General features: G+C 56.1%; 26 protein-coding genes. 11 read left to right on the top strand and 15 right to left on the bottom strand.

Annotation, left to right across the window (positions count from 1 at the left end; all coding sequences use genetic code 11):
• Positions 1-5: 5 nt before the first annotated feature.
• Positions 6-839, top strand: coding sequence for a 3-deoxy-8-phosphooctulonate synthase (gene kdsA / locus ACR0EO_RS08965; RefSeq protein WP_480689046.1), 834 nt, complete (start codon positions 6-8; stop codon positions 837-839).
• Between the two features lie 14 nt (positions 840-853).
• Positions 854-2,350: a phosphomannomutase/phosphoglucomutase gene (locus tag ACR0EO_RS08960; protein WP_480689044.1), complete on the top strand. Its 1,497-nt coding sequence runs from the start codon at positions 854-856 to the stop codon at positions 2,348-2,350.
• Positions 2,351-2,386: 36 nt separating this feature from the next.
• Here the strand turns inward: ACR0EO_RS08960 and ACR0EO_RS08955 are convergent, their stop codons facing one another.
• Positions 2,387-4,360 (bottom strand): AsmA family protein, encoded by a 1,974-nt coding sequence (locus ACR0EO_RS08955; RefSeq protein WP_480689042.1) that lies wholly within the window; start codon positions 4,358-4,360, stop codon positions 2,387-2,389.
• 96 nt (positions 4,361-4,456) lie between these two features.
• Between ACR0EO_RS08955 and rimO the strand changes: the two genes are divergently transcribed.
• Together rimO and ACR0EO_RS08945 are read left to right on the top strand one after the other, a co-directional pair.
• A complete protein-coding gene (gene rimO, locus ACR0EO_RS08950; RefSeq protein ID WP_480689040.1) occupies positions 4,457-5,845 on the top strand; it encodes a 30S ribosomal protein S12 methylthiotransferase RimO in 1,389 nt (462 codons plus the stop codon).
• A gap of 104 nt (positions 5,846-5,949) precedes the next feature.
• Positions 5,950-6,330 carry a hypothetical protein gene (locus ACR0EO_RS08945; RefSeq protein ID WP_480689038.1) on the top strand — a complete coding sequence of 127 codons (381 nt, stop codon included), beginning with the start codon at positions 5,950-5,952 and terminating at the stop codon, positions 6,328-6,330.
• Between the two features lie 14 nt (positions 6,331-6,344).
• Here the strand turns inward: ACR0EO_RS08945 and ACR0EO_RS08940 are convergent, their stop codons facing one another.
• Entirely contained in the window at positions 6,345-6,701 is a 357-nt protein-coding gene (locus ACR0EO_RS08940; RefSeq protein WP_480689036.1) for a diacylglycerol kinase, read from the bottom strand.
• Positions 6,702-6,831: 130 nt separating this feature from the next.
• Positions 6,832-7,020 carry a hypothetical protein gene (locus tag ACR0EO_RS08935; RefSeq protein ID WP_480689034.1) on the bottom strand — a complete coding sequence of 63 codons (189 nt, stop codon included), beginning with the start codon at positions 7,018-7,020 and terminating at the stop codon, positions 6,832-6,834.
• 228 nt (positions 7,021-7,248) lie between these two features.
• Here ACR0EO_RS08935 and ACR0EO_RS08930 point away from each other — a divergent pair, with 228 nt between their 5' ends.
• Positions 7,249-7,491: a CDGSH iron-sulfur domain-containing protein gene (locus ACR0EO_RS08930; RefSeq protein ID WP_480689032.1), complete on the top strand. Its 243-nt coding sequence runs from the start codon at positions 7,249-7,251 to the stop codon at positions 7,489-7,491.
• On the opposite strand, the gene ACR0EO_RS08925 is transcribed toward ACR0EO_RS08930, so the two are convergent.
• The 5 genes from ACR0EO_RS08925 to ACR0EO_RS08905 form a co-directional block, all read right to left on the bottom strand.
• Complete coding sequence (locus ACR0EO_RS08925) at positions 7,486-7,752, bottom strand: DUF6455 family protein (RefSeq protein WP_480689030.1); 267 nt, start codon at positions 7,750-7,752, stop codon at positions 7,486-7,488. The genes ACR0EO_RS08930 and ACR0EO_RS08925 overlap by 6 nt on opposite strands.
• Entirely contained in the window at positions 7,752-8,021 is a 270-nt protein-coding gene (locus ACR0EO_RS08920) for a DUF6455 family protein (RefSeq protein WP_480689028.1), read from the bottom strand. The genes ACR0EO_RS08925 and ACR0EO_RS08920 overlap by 1 nt, the downstream gene beginning before the upstream one ends.
• Before the next feature lie 15 nt (positions 8,022-8,036).
• Positions 8,037-8,288, bottom strand: a complete 252-nt coding sequence (locus tag ACR0EO_RS08915) for a DUF6455 family protein (protein ID WP_480689026.1) — start codon at positions 8,286-8,288, stop codon at positions 8,037-8,039.
• Between the two features lie 70 nt (positions 8,289-8,358).
• The gene (locus ACR0EO_RS08910; RefSeq protein ID WP_480689025.1) at positions 8,359-8,727 is read right to left on the bottom strand and encodes a YigZ family protein; all 369 of its coding nucleotides are present in this window, start codon (positions 8,725-8,727) and stop codon (positions 8,359-8,361) included.
• A 65-nt stretch (positions 8,728-8,792) separates the two neighbouring features.
• Positions 8,793-9,503: a M48 family metallopeptidase gene (locus ACR0EO_RS08905; RefSeq protein ID WP_480689023.1), complete on the bottom strand. Its 711-nt coding sequence runs from the start codon at positions 9,501-9,503 to the stop codon at positions 8,793-8,795.
• Positions 9,504-9,625: 122 nt separating this feature from the next.
• On the opposite strand from ACR0EO_RS08905, the gene ACR0EO_RS08900 reads away from it, so the two are divergent.
• Complete coding sequence (locus tag ACR0EO_RS08900) at positions 9,626-9,874, top strand: hypothetical protein (protein WP_480689021.1); 249 nt, start codon at positions 9,626-9,628, stop codon at positions 9,872-9,874.
• Here ACR0EO_RS08900 and ACR0EO_RS08895 read toward each other — a convergent pair.
• Positions 9,862-10,137: a DUF167 domain-containing protein gene (locus ACR0EO_RS08895; protein WP_480689019.1), complete on the bottom strand. Its 276-nt coding sequence runs from the start codon at positions 10,135-10,137 to the stop codon at positions 9,862-9,864. The two genes, ACR0EO_RS08900 and ACR0EO_RS08895, sit on opposite strands and share 13 nt — an antisense overlap.
• A gap of 136 nt (positions 10,138-10,273) precedes the next feature.
• Between ACR0EO_RS08895 and ACR0EO_RS08890 the strand changes: the two genes are divergently transcribed.
• Together ACR0EO_RS08890 and ACR0EO_RS08885 are read left to right on the top strand one after the other, a co-directional pair.
• Positions 10,274-10,852 (top strand): nitroreductase family protein, encoded by a 579-nt coding sequence (locus ACR0EO_RS08890; RefSeq protein ID WP_480689017.1) that lies wholly within the window; start codon positions 10,274-10,276, stop codon positions 10,850-10,852.
• Positions 10,849-11,547, top strand: coding sequence for an EI24 domain-containing protein (locus tag ACR0EO_RS08885; protein ID WP_480689015.1), 699 nt, complete (start codon positions 10,849-10,851; stop codon positions 11,545-11,547). Before ACR0EO_RS08890 ends, ACR0EO_RS08885 begins: the two co-directional genes overlap by 4 nt.
• A 3-nt stretch (positions 11,548-11,550) precedes the next feature.
• On the opposite strand, the gene ACR0EO_RS08880 is transcribed toward ACR0EO_RS08885, so the two are convergent.
• Both ACR0EO_RS08880 and mce read right to left on the bottom strand, forming a co-directional pair.
• Positions 11,551-11,826, bottom strand: coding sequence for a DUF1467 family protein (locus ACR0EO_RS08880; protein ID WP_480689013.1), 276 nt, complete (start codon positions 11,824-11,826; stop codon positions 11,551-11,553).
• A 21-nt stretch (positions 11,827-11,847) separates the two neighbouring features.
• Positions 11,848-12,252: a methylmalonyl-CoA epimerase gene (gene mce / locus ACR0EO_RS08875; protein ID WP_480689011.1), complete on the bottom strand. Its 405-nt coding sequence runs from the start codon at positions 12,250-12,252 to the stop codon at positions 11,848-11,850.
• Positions 12,253-12,386: 134 nt separating this feature from the next.
• Here mce and ACR0EO_RS08870 point away from each other — a divergent pair, with 134 nt between their 5' ends.
• Positions 12,387-13,103, top strand: coding sequence for a response regulator (locus ACR0EO_RS08870; protein ID WP_480689009.1), 717 nt, complete (start codon positions 12,387-12,389; stop codon positions 13,101-13,103).
• Positions 13,104-13,295: a hypothetical protein gene (locus tag ACR0EO_RS08865; RefSeq protein WP_480689007.1), complete on the top strand. Its 192-nt coding sequence runs from the start codon at positions 13,104-13,106 to the stop codon at positions 13,293-13,295.
• A 3-nt stretch (positions 13,296-13,298) separates the two neighbouring features.
• Here ACR0EO_RS08865 and aspS read toward each other — a convergent pair whose 3' ends face one another.
• From aspS to ACR0EO_RS08845, 4 genes are all read right to left on the bottom strand, one after another.
• Complete coding sequence (gene aspS, locus ACR0EO_RS08860; protein WP_480689005.1) at positions 13,299-15,074, bottom strand: aspartate--tRNA ligase; 1,776 nt, start codon at positions 15,072-15,074, stop codon at positions 13,299-13,301.
• Between the two features lie 79 nt (positions 15,075-15,153).
• A complete protein-coding gene (locus ACR0EO_RS08855; protein ID WP_480689003.1) occupies positions 15,154-15,861 on the bottom strand; it encodes a CPBP family intramembrane glutamic endopeptidase in 708 nt (235 codons plus the stop codon).
• Positions 15,862-15,911: 50 nt separating this feature from the next.
• Complete coding sequence (locus ACR0EO_RS08850) at positions 15,912-16,574, bottom strand: aminotransferase class IV family protein (protein ID WP_480689001.1); 663 nt, start codon at positions 16,572-16,574, stop codon at positions 15,912-15,914.
• Positions 16,529-17,656: an aminodeoxychorismate synthase component I gene (locus tag ACR0EO_RS08845; protein ID WP_480688999.1), complete on the bottom strand. Its 1,128-nt coding sequence runs from the start codon at positions 17,654-17,656 to the stop codon at positions 16,529-16,531. Before ACR0EO_RS08845 ends, ACR0EO_RS08850 begins: the two co-directional genes overlap by 46 nt.
• Before the next feature lie 177 nt (positions 17,657-17,833).
• On the opposite strand from ACR0EO_RS08845, the gene carB reads away from it, so the two are divergent.
• Positions 17,834-21,178, top strand: a complete 3,345-nt coding sequence (gene carB / locus ACR0EO_RS08840; protein WP_480688997.1) for a carbamoyl-phosphate synthase large subunit — start codon at positions 17,834-17,836, stop codon at positions 21,176-21,178.
• Positions 21,179-21,230 lie beyond the last annotated feature (52 nt).

The raw sequence follows: 21,230 nt of genomic DNA, 5'->3' as shown, positions 1-21,230 counted from the left end.
GACACATGAAACATGTAAAAATCTCCGATCTAACGGTCGGCAATGATCTGCCCCTAACAATCATTGCCGGACCCTGCCAACTTGAAACCGCCGATCATGCTCAGATGATCGCAGGCAAAATGAAAGAGGCCTGCGATGCCGCCGGCGCGCAATATGTATTCAAAGCATCTTTCGACAAGGCGAACCGAACCTCAATTTCAGGCGTCCGCGGCCCCGGGATTTCCAAAGGGCTCGAAATTTTGGAAAGCGTTAAGCAACAAATCGGAGTGCCGGTTTTAACGGACGTGCACACACCAGAACAATGCGTGGACGCGGCAGAAGTATGTGACGTCTTGCAAATCCCTGCCCTGTTGTGCCGGCAAACCGACTTGGTGCTCGCCGCCGCGCAAACGGGTGCGGCCATCAATGTCAAGAAAGGTCAGTTTCTGGCGCCTTGGGACATGGCCAACATCGTCACCAAGATTGAGAGCGTCGGGAATAACAACATTCTGCTGACCGAGCGTGGTACCTCGTTTGGTTACAACACGTTGGTTACAGATATGCGTTCGCTTCCGCAGATGGCGGCGACCGGTTATCCCGTCGTGATGGACGCTACTCATTCAGTTCAGCAGCCAGCCGGACTTGGCGGATCGACTGGAGGTCAGCGTGAATTTGCCCCGCTAATGGCACGCGCGGCTGCAGCAATCGGTGTGAGTTCGGTGTTTATTGAAACGCATGAGGATCCCGACAGATCCCCATCCGACGGCCCGAACATGATCTATCTGGATCAAATGCCCCAGCTCATTGAGCTATTGATGCGCTTTGATGTACTCGCCAAAGCTAACCCACTTCAAATTTAACCAAGAGCGATAATATGACCAAACCCATCCCCGAGGTGACCCCAAACACCTGGAGCTTTTTGCGTGACGCGATGATTAAACCCACAGGGTTTCGCGAATACGACGCGCGCTGGAAATATCCCGAAGAAATCAACCTGCCCGGTATGACAGCCTTGGGGCTGGGCCTCGGGACACAGATGCGCAAACGTGGGATTGAGCCCGTTATTGCGGTCGGAAACGACTATCGCGACTACTCGCTGGCGATCAAAAATGCGTTGATCCTGGGTCTGATGCAGGCCGGGATTCAAGTCAAAGACATCGGCCCGGCACTCAGCCCGATGGCCTATTTTGCTCAGTTCCATCTGGATGTTCCGGCGGTAGCAATGGTTACAGCCAGCCACAATCCGAACGGCTGGACCGGCGTGAAGATGGGTTTTGACCGTCCTTTGACACATGGTCCGGACGAAATGTCAGAACTGCGTGATATCGTCCTGAATGGTGAGGGTGTGCCGCACGAAGGCGGGTCTTACGAATTCGTCGACGGCGTGAAAGAAGCGTATATCGATGATCTGGTCGGTGATTTCAAAATGTCTCGCCCACTCAAGGTCGTCTGCGCGACCGGCAACGGGACGGCCTCTGCCTTTGCTCCTGAGATTTTTGAGCGCATGGGCGTCGAAGTAGTCCCCAGCCACAATCGGCTGGACTACACTTTCCCTAACTACAACCCTAACCCCGAAGCCATGGAGATGCTGCATGACATGGCAGACACCGTGAAAGCCAGCGGTGCCGATATGGCACTTGGGTTTGATGGCGACGGTGATCGTTGTGGTGTTGTAGATGACGAGGGTGAAGAGATATTCGCCGACAAGGTCGGTGTTATCATGGCCCGCGATCTGGCCAAAATTTACCCCAATTCAACCTTTGTGGCGGACGTTAAATCGACAGGTCTGTTTGCCAGTGACCCTGAATTGCAGGCCCATGGCGTAAAGGCCGACTACTGGAAGACCGGGCACAGCCACATGAAGCGTCGGGTAAAAGAGATCAACGCGTTGGCTGGTTTCGAAAAGTCAGGCCACTACTTTTTGGCGGAACCGATCGGGCGCGGATATGACTGCGGCATGCGCGTGGCAGTCGAGATCTGCAAGCTGATGGACCGCAACCCGAACCAAAGCATGTCCGACCTGCGTAAAGCGCTGCCCAAAACGTGGTCAACACCGACCATGTCGCCCTACGCCGCCGATACCGAGAAGTATGACATCCTCAATCGTCTTGTCGACAAACTGGTTGCTAAGGCTGATGCAGGTGAGAACTTCGCCGGCCGCGCCATCAAAGAAGTTGTCACGGTCAACGGCGCACGTGTCATTCTGGATAATGGCAGCTGGGGGCTTGTTCGGGCTTCCTCGAATACGCCGAACCTCGTTGTGGTTTGTGAAAGCAGCGAGAGTGAAGAGGAAATGCGTGCCATCTTCGCTGACATCGACGCTGTGATCCGAACAGAGCCTGGCGTTGGCGACTACGATCAGACGATATAAGCACTTTGGGGGGCGCGACATGCGCCCCCAACTCTTTTAGTTCCCTCCAAACAGCTTGAGCAGACCTTTCTTTGCCTCTTCCTCAAGTTTGTTTTTTAACGCATCTTCGATGTCTTCGGTTTCAGTCACGGTCGAACCCAACTCATCGCCGACCTTTTCCAGAACCTGTTGCTTGGCATCATCCTCAAGGTCCTTGAGTTTCCCCTCTGCCGCAGCTTCGATCACCTTCGTCAAATCAGGCTTGATAGCAGGGTTGCTCCACGGTCCAACGATCCGAACTGGAACGGCCAAACCCTGACCAGAGTTTGCCCGCAAGGCGACAGGGGTAAATAGATAGTCGATATTGCGTCCGCCAATGCCGACCCGTCCTTTTCCGTCTGCCCTGAAGTTATCAAGAGACATCAGCAAATCGTCGTTTTTGAGGATACCCTTGTCGATTGTAAAACTGGCTGTGAGGCTATTGAATACGGTCGCACCGCCGGACCCTTTGTCTCTCCCCATCAGTCGATCAAGGTCAAAGCCAGAGATCACCCCTCTGCCGACGCTCAGGTTGCCCTTACCGCTGAGCGAATACATGATCTGGTTTTCCGTCTGTCCAACCCCAAGAAACTCAAACGCTCCCGAGGCTGATCCCGTCAGCCGCTCTATGCCCGCGAGGGTGGACAGCGCTTGTTGCAGGTCAACATCTTTGGCATTCAGCTTTCCCCCGACCGACAGCCCGTTCCGATTGTTTGCGACAACCTGTCCGGTCAGCTGCCCGGAAAACAGGGTTGCCGGATTCATCTGCAAAACCGCCCGGGACCGATCGAGACTGAGCGTCAGATCGCTCGGCCCAAGCGTAAGTTCGGGCACAGCAATCGAGGCGGCTTTCAGTCGAATTTCCCCATTGGCCAGCGCCAGAGCCGAAGCATCTATCTTCTCTCTGGACCAACCGTCTGCCGCCGCGGGGGTCGCAGTAGCTGAGGCCGCCCCACCGCCATTGGAGGGCGCAGAGGCCTCATTGTACCTGGAAAAATCAAGCGCCCCGGCTTGTAACCGCGCAGTGATTTTGGGCGGGTCAGAAATCTCGATATCGGCTTCGCCTGTCAATTGGTTGTCGTCTAACTGCAGCTGCATTTGACGTAGAGAGATCCGCCCTTCTTGGGTGTACGTCATCAGGGCTGATACATCCGCTTTCCGTCCCATTCCCAAAGGTACGCTGGTTCCGGCCTGCCCAAAGGCGGCAAGCATCTTCTCTGTGTTGTTTGTTTTGACTTCCAGCTGGCCGTCCATCTCACCCGCGAGATTAACACGCCCCTCGAATCCGACTTCGCCCCCCGGAGCTGTCAGGGCCAACTGCATCGGTGTGGCAACTCCCGAAGCGTATGCAGGCAAATCAGGGATTTTAAGGTCCACATTCACCTTCCCACCAGTAACGGCCATTTGCGCCTGCACAACTAAGGGCGAGGTCGCGCTGCGCCAACTGGCCGACAGATCGACATTCGAGAAATCGAATTTCGTTGCGCCATTCTCGGTATAAATCAGCCGCGCGTTGGTCAGCTCGAGATGATCCAGAGTGACTTCGCCGGGTGTAGCCTCAACCTGCTCCCCACTGCTTTCGCCGCCACCGGTCGTTGTTTCGGGCGCAGTAGTCTCCAACTCCCAATTGCCGCGCCCCTTAGACAGTTCGAGGCGCAGAACAGGGTTATTGGCAATAACGCGCTTAATCTTCAGGTCGCCGTTCAGCAGTGCGGCGGCCTCGACACCAACGGCCAAGCTTTCCGCACTAAGCATTGGTTCAGACCCCGCCCAGGGCGCATTGCCAAATGTAACCGGGCCTGTCTCCAATCCCAGAACTGGCCAGAAAGACAGGCTCACGTCGCCAGATAGTGTTAGTTCTCGGCCCGTTTGGCCCTTAACCTGCTCAGCCAGAATAGCCGCAAGCTTGTCTCCAGGCATCATCAAAAGAAGGCCAATCACCACTCCAATAGCGACCACAAAAAGGAACAGGATGCGCAACAGCCATTTCATTTTTCTGCTCTCCGCTTATTTGGCATGCGTTGAAAAGATCATTCAAAGCCTTGCCTCCATTTGCAAGGGGAAGCGTTCCCCACTATATGCCGCGACATGAGCACCAACCCGCCAAATCTCCGCCCCGACCTGGCACCCTCTGCCCGGATCACCGACACGCCGCGTCCGAACCAGCCAACAATCGGTATGGTCTCTTTGGGTTGCCCAAAGGCTTTGGTCGACAGTGAGCGGATTCTGACCCGCCTGAGGGCCGAAGGGTACGGGATTTCGCCCGACTATTCAGGCGCGGATGCCGTGATCGTGAACACCTGCGGGTTTCTCGACAGTGCCAAAGCCGAGTCACTGGATGCCATTGGCGAAGCTTTGGTGGAAAACGGCAAAGTTATCGTGACCGGGTGCTTGGGGGCCGAGCCCGACTATATCCGCGAACATCACCCGCGTATCATGGCCGTGACAGGGCCGCATCAATACGAACAAGTGCTGGATGCGGTGCATACCGCCGTTCCCCCTGACCCGGACCCGTTTGTCGACCTGCTGCCTGCGGCCAGCGTCCAGCTTACTCCGCGCCACTACAGCTATCTGAAGATCTCCGAAGGCTGTAACCACAAATGCAAGTTCTGCATCATCCCTGATATGCGCGGCAAACTGGCAAGCCGCCCGGCTCATGCGGTGTTGCGTGAGGCGGAAAAGCTAGTCGACAATGGCGTGCGTGAATTGCTTGTGATCTCGCAAGACACATCGGCCTATGGGCTGGATCGCAAATACGATGTGAACCCGTGGAAAGACCGCGAGGTGCGCAGCCATATCACCGATCTGGCGCGTGAGTTGGGCCAGTTGGATGCGTGGATTCGCCTGCACTACGTCTACCCCTATCCCCACGTGCGCGAGTTGATTCCGCTGATGGCCGACGCAGGCTGCAATGTGCTGCCTTATCTGGATATTCCGTTCCAGCATGCTCACCCGGACGTTCTGAAACGAATGGCGCGCCCTGCAGCAGCGGCCAAGACACTGGACGAAATCGCCGCGTGGCGAGCGACGTGCCCAGACATCACCCTGCGTTCGACCTTCATCGTTGGCTACCCAGGTGAGACAGAGGCTGAATTCCAAACACTGCTTGATTGGATGGACGAGGCGCAGCTGGACCGCGTGGGCTGCTTCCAATACGAAAATGTGGATGGCGCACGATCGAACGACTTACCTGATCACGTCCCTGCCGAGGTCAAACAAGAGCGCTGGGAACGCTTTATGGAAAAGGCACAGGCCATTTCTGAGGCTAAGTTGGCCGCAAAGGTCGGTCAGAAAATCGACGTCATTGTGGATGAGGTCGATGATGAGGCCGCCACCTGTCGAACTAAATCCGACGCTCCCGAGATCGACGGCAACCTGTTCATCGACGAAAGCTTCGAGGCTCTCAAACCGGGCGACATCGTTTCGGTCGAGGTCGATGAGGCTGGGGAATACGACTTGTGGGGTAAGCTGGTTTGAACCGGCAACCCGTCCTCGGGAAACCGTGAGCCAATTTTATTGGCGTTTCTCGCCCGACTCACGGATGATGTAAGGACATTCCGCCTTGAAAAAAGGAGGGTTCAATGTCCCCCTTACGCGCCTTTGGCCTGAAGTGCTTTGTCGTGGTTCTGGCAACACAGGTCTCTTCTCTGCCCGCTATCGCCGACGGTGTAGGCACGGGCGGTTTTATTATCATCGACTCCAAACCACTGAGCCTTGAGGTCCGCAACAAGCCTCGCGTGCATCGTTACTATGCAGCACCCAAGGTTTATCACCACAAACCAAAGCCCAAGGTTTACCACCGAAAGTCCAAACCCAAGCCGCTCTACTCCAAGCCGGTTAAACGACACCGCGGTACAGCGCGTGGATTTCCCAAAGCGCTCTCTTCACCATATCGCATTCCGCAGAGCTATGGCATTCAGCACCGTGGTTACCGCTATGGCATATCCCAGCGTAGATACTGAGGCTGCCCCTTACTTCAGAGCAAGCTGACCAAAGCCACCGCCCAAGCCACCCCCGTCGCCACCGCTGTCAACGCTACAGCTGCGCTGGCGGCATCTTTGGCCTGTCCAGCCAGTTCATTGTGGTCCGTTGAGGTGTGGTCTACTGCACGTTCAATCGCGGTGTTGAACAGTTCGGCCACAAGAACGAGCAAGCCCAAAACCAATATCAGCGCGCGCATTCCATCGCCTAGAGGCAACCAAATCACCAGGGCTGCGGAAAGAAGGTTCGCCCAGACCCATGAGCGGAAGGAATACTCTTCACGCCATGTGTCCACGAGGCCTTGCCAGCTCCAGCGGGTGCGATCCATCAAGCGGGTAAAAAAAATTCTCATCTGCCCTCAACTTTTTGTGGCTGACACTGAAACCGGATTAGCCATAGGCAGACAAGAAAAAACCGCCTCAGGGGCGGCCATTTCTACGGATGGGTACGGGCGGCCTTGGTGAAAGCCGCCCGTGGAATTCTTATTGAGCAACCGGGTTACAGATGGTCTGACCAGCTTCGGTTGTAGCCAGCTCAGTACCCGCCGGGCAGCTCGGTGTGCCGTACTTGTCATACTCGGGCGTGATGTAGACCGGGGTCGGCTCCTCTTGCTGCGAGCATGCAGCCAAAACAAAGGCAATTGCGCTAACGGCAGCAAATTTGAGTTTCATGTCCATCAATCCTCTTATAAATTTCTGATATCGCCCAAGAATCCGGGGCCACGGTTAGGATACGTCCTGAATCGCGCCATTGCAACGAATTCAATCACATGATTGTGACTTAAGGCGAAAGCATGCTTGTAAGCCTATCTGAATCAGCAATTTTTTGAGCATTTACTACCTTATCTCACGCTAAGCTCTACAATGATCCGGGACATTAGCCAAAGACGGAGTAGCCGCATGCCCCAAGATCCAATGATATCCCAAAAAGCACCTTACCCGGTCGAGGTAACCGAAGGGAAAACCTACTTTTGGTGCGCATGTGGCCGATCGAAAAAGCAGCCGTTCTGCGATGGATCACACAAAGAAACGGGCATAGAACCCGTTAAATATAAGGCTGAAAGCAGCAAAAAGGTCTTCTTTTGTGGCTGCAAACACAGCGCGAACCCGCCGCTGTGCGACGGATCTCATTCCAAGTTATAATTCAGCCTTCAATGCGTTCAGAGTCGAGGCACTGGCGCAGAACTCGGGTGCTGCGCTGGCCTCGGACTGCTGCTCAGACAGCCAAAGCGCGCATTGCCCGCTGCAATGTGATGCCCGGCAACGCGTTACCATTTCGGCATATTGATCTGCGGACAAATGGCCCTCGGCCATCGCTTCGGTCAGTGAAATATTCATGCAGCGGGCGACGGAGCGGGTGAGCCAAAAGTGCTTTTCCACGTCTCCAAGAGTATTCCGGCTCATCAGATTTCCTGCTTTTGCATCTCTTTTAGTGCCGCAAAACGTTGCCGATTCTTGCAAGTTTGGGGCGCATTCGCAGCGGTCTGATTTCGCTCCAACCACTCTGGACACTCATTAGCCCACCCGCATCCACGGCAGAACTGTATCATATCGGCCCATTCTTTCTGGGTCAGATGCCCCTGGCGATGCGCCTCGACAACGTCCGTACCGGTGGCTTTGCCCATGCTATGAACAAGACGAAAATGGGTCATTATCTGTCCAAGTTGCGACATCGCGCACTCCACCGTTTAAGGCATTAACTTGCTGAGCAATTCGTGGTTCCGGCAATACTCTGGCGTGCGGCGCGCAAGATCAGGTTTGTCCAGAAAATCCTGACAATGAGCTGGGTTCGGGCAGTCAGTGCACCTGATAACAGCGTCGGATATCTGATCAATCGAAACATCTCCGTCGATTGCGGCGCTTTCCAGGTCGACTCCGATTTTCGTTGCCATCCGGTCCACCAGACCGGCGTGAAGCTTAAGCGTTTCTCGGTTGGGCATTGGATGTCCTTTCCCTTTCACACGTAAGGGACAGAGTATCCAAAGCTGGCGAGGATGCCTTTGACTCAGGTCAAGACCCGGCCTCGATGTGCTCTAGGTAGGCTCTGGTAGCGTCCTGTACCCGGCGAAAGCGGTCTCCACCCAGCTTTTTGCCACCATACCAGCGCGTCACAATCACGACGTGCCCATCAAGGCCAGCACGCTCCAACATACGTAAGATCACCATACCAGCTCCGCTTTCGCCGTCATCCGCCTTGAGCGCCCCGGTCGGAAGAACCGCCGCCCAGGTGTTGTGTGTCGCCTTTGCGTAAGCCTTATCCGACTTAAGATCCTGCAGCACTGCATCAACTTCAGCACGCGTTGAGACAGACGCGCCAGACACAGCATATTTCGAGCCCCGATCCGTCAGGATCACCCCTAACCGCTCAACTGTTGTCATCGTTTTAATTCTCGTCACTTTGATTGGAGTATGCCCCATGGAGCAAATCGTTGATGCTAAGACGCCTAAGGCATCGTTAGGCCAAGCTGGTTTGCGGTATCAATAACGATTTGGACACGCTCTGCATTGGGTGGGTGCGTTCCCAAAAAACTATCGCCGGGGTCAGGTACACGGGCAAAGTACTTTGCGCCGATCAACGGGTTATACCCTGCGTTATGAGTAATAATCGTCCCTAACTCGTCGGCCTCAAGTTCAAAATCCTTCAGGTTCACCTGAACGCCGATCTCTGCACCCAATTTTTGAGAACGCTCGAGCTCTTTTCCGGTTTCACCGTACAATTCTGCCAGATCGCCAAAGATCACTGCACTTTCCTTTGCGTTCTGCGATTGCCGGGCAATATGCCCCAACACGTGATGGGCAGCTTCATGTCCCATAACAAACGCAAGCTCATCCGCGTTTTGAGCAGACTGAATCATCGACCGGGTAAAAATGATCACAGGTTGGTCTTTATCATCCAACGTTTGAAACGCGTTGGCTGGTGCGCGCGGATTCAAATCAACCAGAATGGTAAAGTCACAGTTGGTGACTTTTCTTCTGCGCAGACATTCTTCGCGCGCTTCGCTTCCTATTGCGCGACTTATTTCCTGAAAAGTCTTTGCCTGAACAGCAAAATCCGCAGAGGCCTGCGTCCATTCCGCGGCGGGCTGCACGCGCATAGTGTCGCCGCCACACGCTACTAAAACCCAAGGAAACAGCAAAAAAGTCAAACGGCGCATCAATTTTCCTTCAAAACGGCGATCCCGTTTTTAAAACCATAGCGCGGTCCGGGCGTGACTGCCACTGCCCGATTGCAATTGAACGGGTTGCATTGTGCCAGCCCGCCCTGCACTTTGGTTTTATGTTTTCGATTGAGCATGAATTCGACTCGACGGTCATTACTCTGGTTGATGAAGGCCCCAAGCCTTTGCAAGAGGATGTCGTCATCAACAGCTTCGCTGAATGTGTAACGATAGAGCAGTTGGACCCTCGCACGGACCAAGTGCAAAAAATCACCCTTTCGCCCGAACAGGTGCGTGACTTGGCTGCCGCATTGGACCTGCCCGAAGGTGTGTACCAAATCCGGGAAACCCCTCCTCAGGGCGCATAGACAAACGTTTTGTCCCGTGCGGTCTGACCCTGCTTCAGGACCAGCTCGGAAGGGGCAGCCCCCATTGCGGCCGCTAGGATTTTGCGTACGGCATCGTTCGCCTTGCCATTTTCCGGCGGTACGGTGACGGTGATGCGAATGGAGCCATTTTCGACTGCAATACTGTCTTTCGACGCCTTGGGTGTGACCCGCACGGATATCACTGCACCAATAATGGCTTGCGCACTTAAATCGGGCATGTCGCGCAGTTTTGGTTTCGCCATCGTCAACTCCTGATGCCTAACACTCTTGCATGGTGGGCCGGGGAATGAAATTCATTCGACCAGTCCAGCCAGTTGCCCTTGAAACCCGCCAGATGTTCAACCAGATACAGACTGCCCATGTAAAGGAAGTTAACATATGTCCTTGAAAAACCCGGCCGCCCTTGAGTTTTTTCAATCGCGCCGGTCGCGACCGGCAAAGACACTGGTGGCTCCGGCACCTTCGCGTGAAGAGCTTTTGCCTCTTTTGACTGCAGCCGCTCGAAGCCCGGATCACGGCAAATTGGAGCCCTGGCGATTTATCGTTTTGGAAAAAGGTGCCATGCCGCGCCTGTCTGAATTGACACAGGATTGCGGTACGAGATTGGGCAAGTCGCCAGAAGATATCGCCAAAGCACGCAGCCAGTTCGACATGGGCCATCTGGCCGTTGCGGTGATCGAAGTTCAAAAGCCGTCTGAAAAGATTCCGGCGATCGAACAGACATACTCTGCCGGGGCTGTATGCCTAGCCCTACTGAATGCCGCGCTTGCCGCTGGATGGGGGGCGAACTGGCTGTCTGGCTGGCAAACCCATGACCGCGATTTCTGTCGTCAGGCACTTGGTCTGAACGAGAACGAACGCGTGGCAGGTCTGATCCATATCGCGACTGAAAGTTCCGCTCCGCCAGAGCGCCCTCGCCCGGATGTGGCTTCGCTTACTGAATGGGTTTCCGAATGATCATCCTGAACGCCTTTTTCGCGGCACTGGGCCAAATCGGAGACCCCAAGTTTAGGGCGGTCCTGTTGCGCGGAGTCGGGCTGACGATCCTTTTGCTGATCGTCGCCTGTGCACTTGCGATATGGATGATCAACTGGCTGTCCGGCGACGAGATATCACTGCCATTTATCGGCGCGGTTCCATGGTTGAACGACGCGCTGAACTACTCGGGCATCTTTGTTGCGCTGATTCTACCCATCTTTCTGATGATGCCAGTGGCCTCGGCCATCATTTCACTTTTCCTTGAAGAAGTCGCGCAGGCTGTCGAGGATAAACACTACCCAACTCTCCCCAAAGCGCCGGGCATTCCATTCAGCGAAGGCCTGCAAGATGCTTTAAGCTTCATGGGTGTTTTGGTCTTGGCGAACCTATTGGCGCTGATCCTGTACGCTATATTCACCCCACTCGCTCCTTTCATCTTTTGGGCGATGAACGGATTTTTGTTAGGCCGAGAATACTTCACGCTCGCCGCGATGCGGCGCATTGGGCGTGAGGGTGCACGCAAGCTGCGATCCAAGCACCTTGCAACGATCTGGATGGCGGGCACATTGATGGCAATACCGTTGTCGGTGCCTTTCGTGAACCTGGTGATCCCGATTGTCGGCGCCGCCACGTTCACTCACATCTATCACAAGCTGTCAGGGCCAACGCCCTGACGCTTATTCGCGTGGCTCCAATTGGTTCAACCAGTCGAAGTCCCGCACCGAAATCGCACCCGAGATGATGATCCCGGCAATAATGGCCCAAAGCACCACCGAAATACCGGTGGTGATCCACATTTTCTTCTTCATGTGATGCACTTCCGGTGCACCCGAATGGGTGCCCGGGACGACGTCACCCAGATCACCCTGCGTCTTGATGCGGATGGGTAGTACGATCAGGAGCGTCATGAACCATATGACGGCGAACAGGACCAGTGCAGCGGTGATCGTCATGACAGCCTCGAATAGCTTGAGTTAAACCTGTTCTAGCTCAACCAGGCAGCCGTTAAAGTCCTTGGGGTGCAGGAACAGCACAGGCTTTCCATGCGCACCGATTTTGGGTTCACCAGAACCCAGTACACGAGCCCCGGTTTCCTTCAGGTGATCACGAGCGGCGATGATATCATCTACCTCATAGCAGACATGGTGAATGCCGCCGGCAGGGTTCTTTTCCAGAAACCCGTTGATCGGGCTATTCTCACCCAGCGGGTACAGAAGCTCGATCTTGGTGTTGGGCAACTCGATAAAGACAACAGTCACACCATGATCGGGTTCGTCCTGAGGCGCACCAACTTTGGCACCCAGCGCATTGCGATACTGCTCGGACGCCGCCTCGAGATCGGGCACGGCAATTGCAACGTGGTTCAGACGACCAATCATGGAACTCTCCTCTGTTCTGCGTTGCAGCGGTTATGAGGGCAGTTTGGTGAAAGAACAAGTGCGCCAAATTGCCGTTAACCTCGTGTTAGCCAGAACTTCCTAGCGTGAGGCATCTGCTGATTAGGAGTTCTGCAATGGACGATTCGAGCCCCTTCGCCTCTCCCGCGCAGCCGACGGCCACGCGGCCTCTGCTGGGTCAAACCATTCTGGTTGTCGAAGACAGCCGCTATGCCTGCGACGCAATCCGGTTGATGTGCCTGCATAGTGGCGCCCGTATCCGACGAGCGGATTGCCTGAGGTCGGCTCGTCGCCATCTGCAAGTGTACCGCCCTTCGGTCATTTTGGTCGATATTGGTTTGCCAGACGGCTCAGGTGAGGACCTGATCGCCGAGTTGGCAGAGGCCACACCCCGGATCGGGGCAATACTGGGCATGTCCGGAGACGAGGGCATGCAAGCTTTGGCTATGCGGGCGGGCGCAGACGGGTTTTTGAGTAAACCGCTAAAGTCGCTCGCGTACTTTCAAAGTTTCATCCTGCAATGCCTGCCTGAAGACCGCCGCCCCAATAGCCTGCATGCTGTCAGGGATGAGGTTATTATGGCCGACCCTATGGCCTATCAGGATGACATGGCCCACATCGCCGATCTTCTGTCGGGACCGAATGATCAGCGCACATTGGACTACGCAGCACAATTTCTACGCGGCGTTGCCCGCGATGCCGAAGACACAGTCTTGGCCGAAGCTGCCCAACGGCTGGCTACTTCGCGTGCGGATGGAACTCCGGTCACTGCATTGACCGCACAATTGGCTGGTATTGTTCAGGCGCGTCTGGAACAGCGCGAGGCGATCTGAATGTTGACCGCATTCTTCCTGACCACTGCCGTCGTGTTCCTTTGGATCTACCTACAGACACGAGCTGCGGCACGTACCATTCGGGCTGCTCGCAAGACTTCGCCCGAAACGACGGCCAATGCTGGGGTCATTTTTGGCAAGGCTCAACAGCCACAAAGAAAAAAACCCGCCGCAGAGGCTGCGGCGGGCTAAATATCAGCCCTGAGGGATAATCCGCAGGCCCAGTTCCATCAACTGGTCCGAGGTCGGATCGGACGGCGCATCCATCATCAAGTCTTCGGCGCGCTGGTTCATCGGGAACATCATAACTTCGCGGATGTTTGCTTCATCAGCCAACAGCATCACGATCCGATCGATGCCAGCCGCACAACCACCGTGCGGCGGGGCACCGTAGTGGAACGCATTGAACAGAGCACCAAAGCGGGATTTCACTTCATCCTCGCCATACCCAGCCAGTTCAAAGGCTTTCAGCATAATTTCCGGCTTGTGGTTCCGGATCGCACCCGAAACCAGCTCATACCCGTTACACGCCAGATCATACTGATATCCGCGCACATCCAACGGGTTGCCGTTTAGCGCTTCCATTCCACCTTGCGGCATCGAGAACGGGTTGTGTTCAAAGTCAATCGCGCCGGTTTCTTCGTCCTGTTCGTAGATTGGGAAATCCACGATCCAGGCGAAAGCAAAACGGTCTTTGTCAGTCAGGTTCAGTTCTTCACCAATCACGTCACGCGCTTTACCAGCAACCTTTTCAAAGGCCTTTGGTTTACCACCCAGGAAGAACGCGGCATCACCAACACCCAGCCCCAGTTGCTGGCGGATTGCCTCGGTACGTTCAGGGCCAATGTTTTTGGCCAGAGGACCTGCGGCCTCCATGCCTTCGCCCTGATCGCGCCAGAAGATGTAGCCCATACCAGGCAGACCTTCTTTCTGGGCAAACGCGTTCATGCGGTCACAGAACTTACGGCTGCCACCGGTCGGCGCTGGGATTGCGCGAATTTCGGTGCCTTCCTGCTCCAACAGCTTCGCGAAAATCGCGAAGCCAGACCCGCGGAAGTGGTCAGAGACCACCTGCATTTTGATAGGGTTACGCAGGTCGGGCTTGTCGGTGCCATACCATAGAGCCGAGTCTTTATAGGAAATCTGCGGCCACTCCTGATCGACTTTGCGGCCACCGCCGAACTCTTCGAATACACCGGTCAGAACGGGCTGGATCGTGTCAAACACGTCCTGTTGCTCGACAAACGACATCTCGAGGTCAAGCTGGTAGAAATCGGTCGGCGAACGGTCGGCGCGCGGGTCTTCGTCGCGGAAACAGGGCGCGATCTGGAAATACTTGTCAAAGCCCGACACCATGATCAGCTGTTTGAACTGCTGAGGAGCCTGGGGCAACGCGTAGAATTTTCCCGGATGCAGACGCGAGGGCACAAGGAAGTCACGCGCACCTTCGGGCGATGAGGCAGTGATGATCGGCGTCTGATACTCGCGGAAGCCCTGATCCCACATGCGTTTGCGCATGGAGGCTACAACGTCCGAGCGCAGGGTCATGTTTTGCTGCATCGCCTCACGGCGCAGGTCCAGGTAGCGATAGCGCAGCCGGGTTTCCTCAGGATATTCCTGATCGCCGAAGACCATCAGCGGCAGTTCGTCGGCAGCGCCCAGAACTTCCAGCTCGCGCACGTAAACCTCGATTTCGCCGGTCGGCAACTTGGGGTTCACCAGCTCGGGGTCACGCGCTTTGACGGTGCCGTCGATGCGGATACACCATTCAGAACGCACCTTCTCGAGCTCGGCAAAAGCTGCACTATCGCCGTCACACAGAATTTGTGTCACACCGAAATGGTCGCGCAGGTCGATGAACAGCACGCCGCCGTGATCTCGGACACGATGCACCCAACCGGACAGGCGGACGGTTTCACCGACATTGGCGGCGGTCAGAGCGGCGCAGGTGTGGCTGCGATAGGCGTGCATGGATCATATCCCTTCGGGCGCAGAATTCGTCGCGCCGATACACCCCGTCAGGCTTGGAAAGTCAAGGCAGGTATCCCGCTCAAAACGGCCTTTGCACGTTGCCCGAGTAGAAATAGATGCCCAAACCCGCAGCAAAGATGATATTCCCTGCAATCGCATGCAACAGAACCGCATAGAAAAAGGACCCGCGCTTTCGATAGGCCCAGGTGAACAGCAGCCCTCCGCCAAAGGTCATAACGGCGACGATCAAGCTCCAATACATCAGATGGGCCAACGAGAATAACGCCGCGTTTAAAACGTATACCGCTCGTCCACTTGGCAGGATCGTATGGTAACGGCGAAAAAAGAGAGAACGGAACAACAGTTCCTGCGGGAGAGCAGATAACAAGGGGTAGCCAAGCCAAATAAAGGCCAGCATTTCAGGGCGGCGCAGCAGCAATGCAAAAGCAGCATCAGGCCGAGTTATCAGAACCAGAGCAGAACAGATCACTGTCATCGCAATCGCGAACAACAAGACCTCGGACCACGACCAATTCCGCCAGTCATAGCGTAGTTCTGCCCAATAAAAATCAGGTGTCGCTTGTAGCAACAAAATCCCCAAACCGGTGAAGGCAAACAGCGCCGGGAACATCCAGTTCGGTGGAAAGAAAACGGCGATCACCACCGGCACAACGATGAAAAACAGCCCGAACTCTACCCGCAATCGGGTTTGAGATGGTGCCCGGCCTGCTGCCATCCGAGCAGGTTCCGCTCGTTGGCTAATCCCGTTAAATTCTGGTTGCGCCATTTGCTCGCCCTGAGAACACTGCCATCTCCTATTTATCATAGGTTTGCTAGCTACTTAAGGGGTCCACGTCGCCCGCTGTAGTCAACAGCAATCTCTCCCCGCAGGGAGTTCCCAACGCATATAAGCTGAGCATCGCGCAAGTCACGCAGAGTTAGCACCTGTTCCCTGATCCGGCCTTCCTCAAGCAACCTCTGTCGCAACACACCTGGAAGGCAGCCTGAACTAAGCGGCGGCGTTACGTAGTCACCGTTGTGCAGCTTGACGAAAAGGTTGGTGATCGTTCCCTCGCAAAGCTCCTCGCGCTCATTCAGAAACAGTAGTTCATCTATCCCTGCCGGCATGGCTTGGCGGGCTTGATCATAGATCGCCCGCTGCGTGGTTTTATGTTGCAGCCAGGGATCATCTGAGCGTAGGCGTTGATCAGCGATCGCGACGACCCACCTGCCGTTGGGTTGCGCCATTTCGACATGGGTGAACTCGACATCACCCCCAGCGCCCAGCGTCAGCCGACAGCGCTTGACCGCATTGGCGCTAAAGCTCTCTAGCTTTTGCTCTGTAGCGTTTCGATCAAAGGGATACCCCAAGGCATTGGCCGAACGGTCCATTCTATGCAGGTGTCGAGACAGATCATGGAACCCGCTGCCCGGATCGTAGCGAAAAGTCTCGATCAGGCGTGTACCTTCTGGAATTGGCTCGCAAAACGGGCTTTCCATAGCGCTTCCTCGTATTCCGATGGGGCCGTGCTGTCCCAAACCACGCCACCGCCTACGTTCAGAGTGGCTTTGCCATTCTCAACCAATAGCGTGCGAATGGCCACGTTGAACTCGGACCGTCCATCAGGTGCAGCCCACCCAATTGCCCCGCAGTAGATATCACGCGGCCACGGTTCGAGGTCGGACAAAATCTCCATCGCGCGGATTTTCGGCGCACCAGTGATCGAGCCGCAGGGAAACAGAGCCATCAGGATATCTGAGATCTCGGCACCCAGATGCAATTGCGCCTGCACCAACGAGATCATCTGGTGCACGGTTGCATATGTTTCGACTTTGAACAGCTCGGGCACTTTAACCGATCCGGGCAAGGCAACACGGCTGATGTCGTTGCGCAGCAGATCGACGATCATCAAGTTCTCAGCCCGGTTCTTTTCGTCGGTTGACAGAAAATCGCGGCGGCGCGCGTCCTCGGCCATGTCCTGACTGCGAGGCTGCGTACCCTTCATAGGGCGGGTTTCGATCACCCGATCCGCATCAGTGCGGAAAAAAAGCTCGGGCGAGCGGCTGAGCAAATCCGGCAATCCATCTTGCTCGACCAAGGCACCGTGACCTACCGGTTGACCAGAGGCAAGCGCCGCGTAAAACGCAGCACTTTCGCCGTCGACGGTCAAATCGATCGGGAAAGTCAGATTTGCCTGATAGATGTCCCCAGCCCCGATGGCATCATGAACTTGCTGAAACGCGCGCTGATAGCGGTCTTCGTCCCAGCGTGGTTCGAAACCAGTGATGCCGCCCGAAGCCGCGGGCAGATCGCGCTGGTCGGGTGCTTCGTAGACACCAAAGCACAGCAAAGGAAGGCGGCGATCTTTTGGCAGGCGATCAGCCAAGCGAGGCTCAAGCGCATAGCCAAGTTCATAGCTTGCATAACCTGCCAGCCATGCGCCTTCTGCACGCGCCTCATCCAGCGCCGCCAATGCGTGGGGCACGTCCTCCGCCTTGTCCGCGCGGATCACCTTTGCTGGCCAGTCGAAATTGGTTCCGGGGCCAGCAGGCCCTTGATCAAAACGAATACGCAATTGCATCCTCATTTGCCGTGTTGCGCGGTATAGAGAATACGGCGGCAAGGGAAAGAGGGGAAAGCGGCAATTTCACACCCAATTCCGATACCCCTTGAACCTTTTGGCGCGGTCCCTATAACGCAGGACAATTTGGGCACTCGGGGGGTGCCCTGACTCGCGGACAATCGAAGGAACAAGGCCATGCCGAGAAGAACCGACATCAAGTCGATCATGATCATCGGGGCGGGCCCCATTGTTATCGGTCAGGCCTGTGAGTTCGACTATTCCGGTGCTCAGGCGTGTAAAGCCCTGCGCGAAGAAGGTTACCGGGTCATTCTGGTGAACTCAAACCCGGCCACGATCATGACAGACCCCGGTCTGGCGGATGCCACTTACATCGAGCCGATCACGCCTGAAGTTGTCGCTAAGATCATCGAGAAAGAACGCCCCGACGCCTTGCTGCCAACCATGGGCGGACAGACCGGCCTAAACACCTCGCTGGCTTTGGAAGAGATGGGTGTGCTGGACGAATTCGGCGTTGAGATGATCGGCGCCAAGCGCGACGCCATCGAAATGGCCGAAGACCGAGCCCTGTTCCGCGAGGCGATGGACCGTCTTGGTCTTGAGAACCCCAAAGCAACCATCGTGACCGCACCCAAGCGCGAGGACGGATCGACCGATCTGGATGCGGGCGTGCAGATGGCCCTGGATGAGCTGGAAGAGATCGGCCTCCCGGCGATCATCCGCCCCGCCTTTACTCTGGGCGGCACCGGCGGTGGTGTGGCCTATAACCGCGAGGATTACATCCATTTTTGCCGCTCGGGCATGGATGCTTCGCCAGTAAACCAGATCCTCGTCGATGAAAGCCTGCTGGGTTGGAAAGAGTACGAGATGGAAGTGGTGCGCGACACCGCCGACAACGCCATCATCGTATGCTCCATCGAAAACGTTGATCCGATGGGCGTGCACACCGGTGACTCGATCACCGTAGCCCCTGCTCTGACGCTGACCGACAAAGAATACCAAATCATGCGTAATGGCTCGATCGCCGTACTGCGCGAGATCGGGGTAGAAACTGGTGGTTCGAACGTACAGTGGGCGATCAACCCCGATGATGGTCGCATGGTCGTGATCGAGATGAACCCGCGCGTTTCGCGGTCCTCGGCGCTGGCCTCCAAGGCGACAGGTTTCCCGATTGCCAAGATCGCCGCAAAACTGGCCGTGGGTTACACGCTAGACGAGCTAGACAATGACATCACCAAGGTCACGCCGGCCTCATTCGAGCCGACCATCGACTATGTCGTCACCAAGATCCCCAAATTCGCCTTCGAGAAATTCCCGGGTTCCGAACCCTACTTGACCACCGCAATGAAGTCGGTGGGTGAGGCCATGTCCATCGGTCGCACCATCCACGAATCGATGCAAAAGGCGCTGGCCTCGATGGAATCGGGCCTGACCGGCTTTGATGAGATCGAAATCCCCGGCCTCAATGTCGGTGTCTGGGAAGAAGCCGATGACAAAGCCGCCGTGATCAAAGCGATCAGCCAGCAGACCCCCGACCGTCTACGCACGATCGCGCAAGCTATGCGTCACGGTCTGAGTGACGATGAAATCTTCGGCGTCACCAAGTTCGACCCTTGGTTCCTGGCTCGCATCCGCGAGGTCATCGATGCCGAGCGCCAAGTGCGCAAAGACGGCCTGCCGGTGACCGAGGAAGGCATCCGCAAGCTGAAAATGCTGGGCTTCACGGACGCGCGTCTGGGTAACCTGACCGGTCGTGACGAAGACAATGTCCGCCGTGCCCGCCGTAATCTGGGTGTGAAGGCCGTGTTCAAGCGTATCGACACCTGCGCTGCTGAGTTCGAAGCGCAGACGCCTTACATGTATTCGACCTACGAAGCCCCGATGATGGGCGAGGTCGAGTGTGAGGCACGCCCGAGCGACCGTAAGAAGGTTGTGATCCTCGGCGGTGGCCCGAACCGGATCGGTCAGGGTATCGAGTTCGACTATTGCTGCTGTCACGCCTGTTTTGCGCTGACCGAGGCCGGGTACGAGACCATCATGGTCAACTGTAACCCCGAGACAGTTTCGACCGACTATGACACCTCGGACCGCTTGTACTTCGAGCCGCTTACCTTCGAACACGTTATGGAAATCCTGACGAAGGAACAGGAAAACGGAACGCTGCACGGTGTGATCGTTCAGTTCGGCGGCCAGACCCCGCTGAAACTGGCGAACGCGCTAGAGGCAGAAGGTATCCCGATCCTCGGCACCACTCCAGACGCCATCGACCTAGCCGAAGACCGTGAACGCTTTCAGGCGCTGGTCAACGAGCTGGGCCTGAAACAGCCGAAAAACGGCATCGCCTCGACCGATGAGCAGGCGCTGGAAATCGCTGAAGAGATCGGTTTCCCGCTGGTCATCCGTCCCTCCTACGTTCTGGGTGGTCGCGCGATGGAAATCGTACGCGATATGGATCAGCTGAAACGCTACATCAACGAGGCCGTTGTGGTTTCGGGTGACAGCCCGGTTCTGCTGGACAGCTATCTTGCAGGCGCTGTTGAGCTGGACGTTGACGCGCTGTGCGATGGCACTGACGTACACGTTGCAGGCATCATGCAGCACATCGAAGAAGCTGGCGTCCACTCAGGCGACTCGGCCTGTTCACTGCCGCCTTACTCGCTGTCGAAAGGGATCCTCGAGCAGATCAAGGATCAGGCGTTCAAACTGGCCAAGGCACTTAACGTCGTTGGCCTGATGAACGTGCAGTTCGCGATCAAAGATGACGAAATCTACCTGATCGAGGTAAACCCCCGTGCGTCGCGCACCGTGCCGTTCGTCGCCAAGGCGACCGACAGCGCGATTGCCTCGATCGCTGCGCGCATTATGGCAGGCGAAAAACTGGCGAATTTCCCGAAACGCCCGCCCTACAAGACAGTGGACGACTCCAAGATCGCCGATCAGATGACACTTGCAGATCCGGACATGCCTTGGTTCTCGGTGAAAGAGGCCGTGTTGCCCTTCGCCCGTTTCCCCGGCGTTGATACAATCTTGGGTCCGGAAATGCGCTCGACCGGCGAAGTGATGGGATGGGACCGCGACTTCCCGCGTGCCTTCCTTAAGGCACAGATGGGTGCAGGCATGGTGCTACCGTCCTCTGGCCGTGCGTTCATTTCGATCAAGGATGCAGATAAGACCGCCGCAATGCTTGAGGCGGCGCAGGTTCTGGTCGAACAGGGCTTCACGCTGGTCGCGACGCGCGGCACTCAAAGCTGGCTGGCGGAAAAGGGCGTACCCTGCGACGTCGTCAACAAGGTATACGAGGGCCGCCCTGACGTTGTTGACATGCTCAAAGACGGCCAGGTTCAGTTGCTGATGAACACCACCGAGGGTGCGCAAGCAGTGGAAGACAGCAAGTCAATCCGCTCGATCGCGCTGTATGACAAGATTCCATATTTCACCACTGCTGCAGCCAGCCATGCGGCGGCTCTGGCGATCAAGGCGCAAGCCGAAGGAGATGTTGAGGTGAAATCGCTGCAAGGCTGATACACCCCACAGGAAACAAAGCAAAACCCCCGGTCCTTGACCGGGGGTTTTT

The organism is Ruegeria sp. BE9 (assembly GCF_056538765.1).
This window is presented reverse-complemented; position numbering and strand designations above follow the sequence as displayed.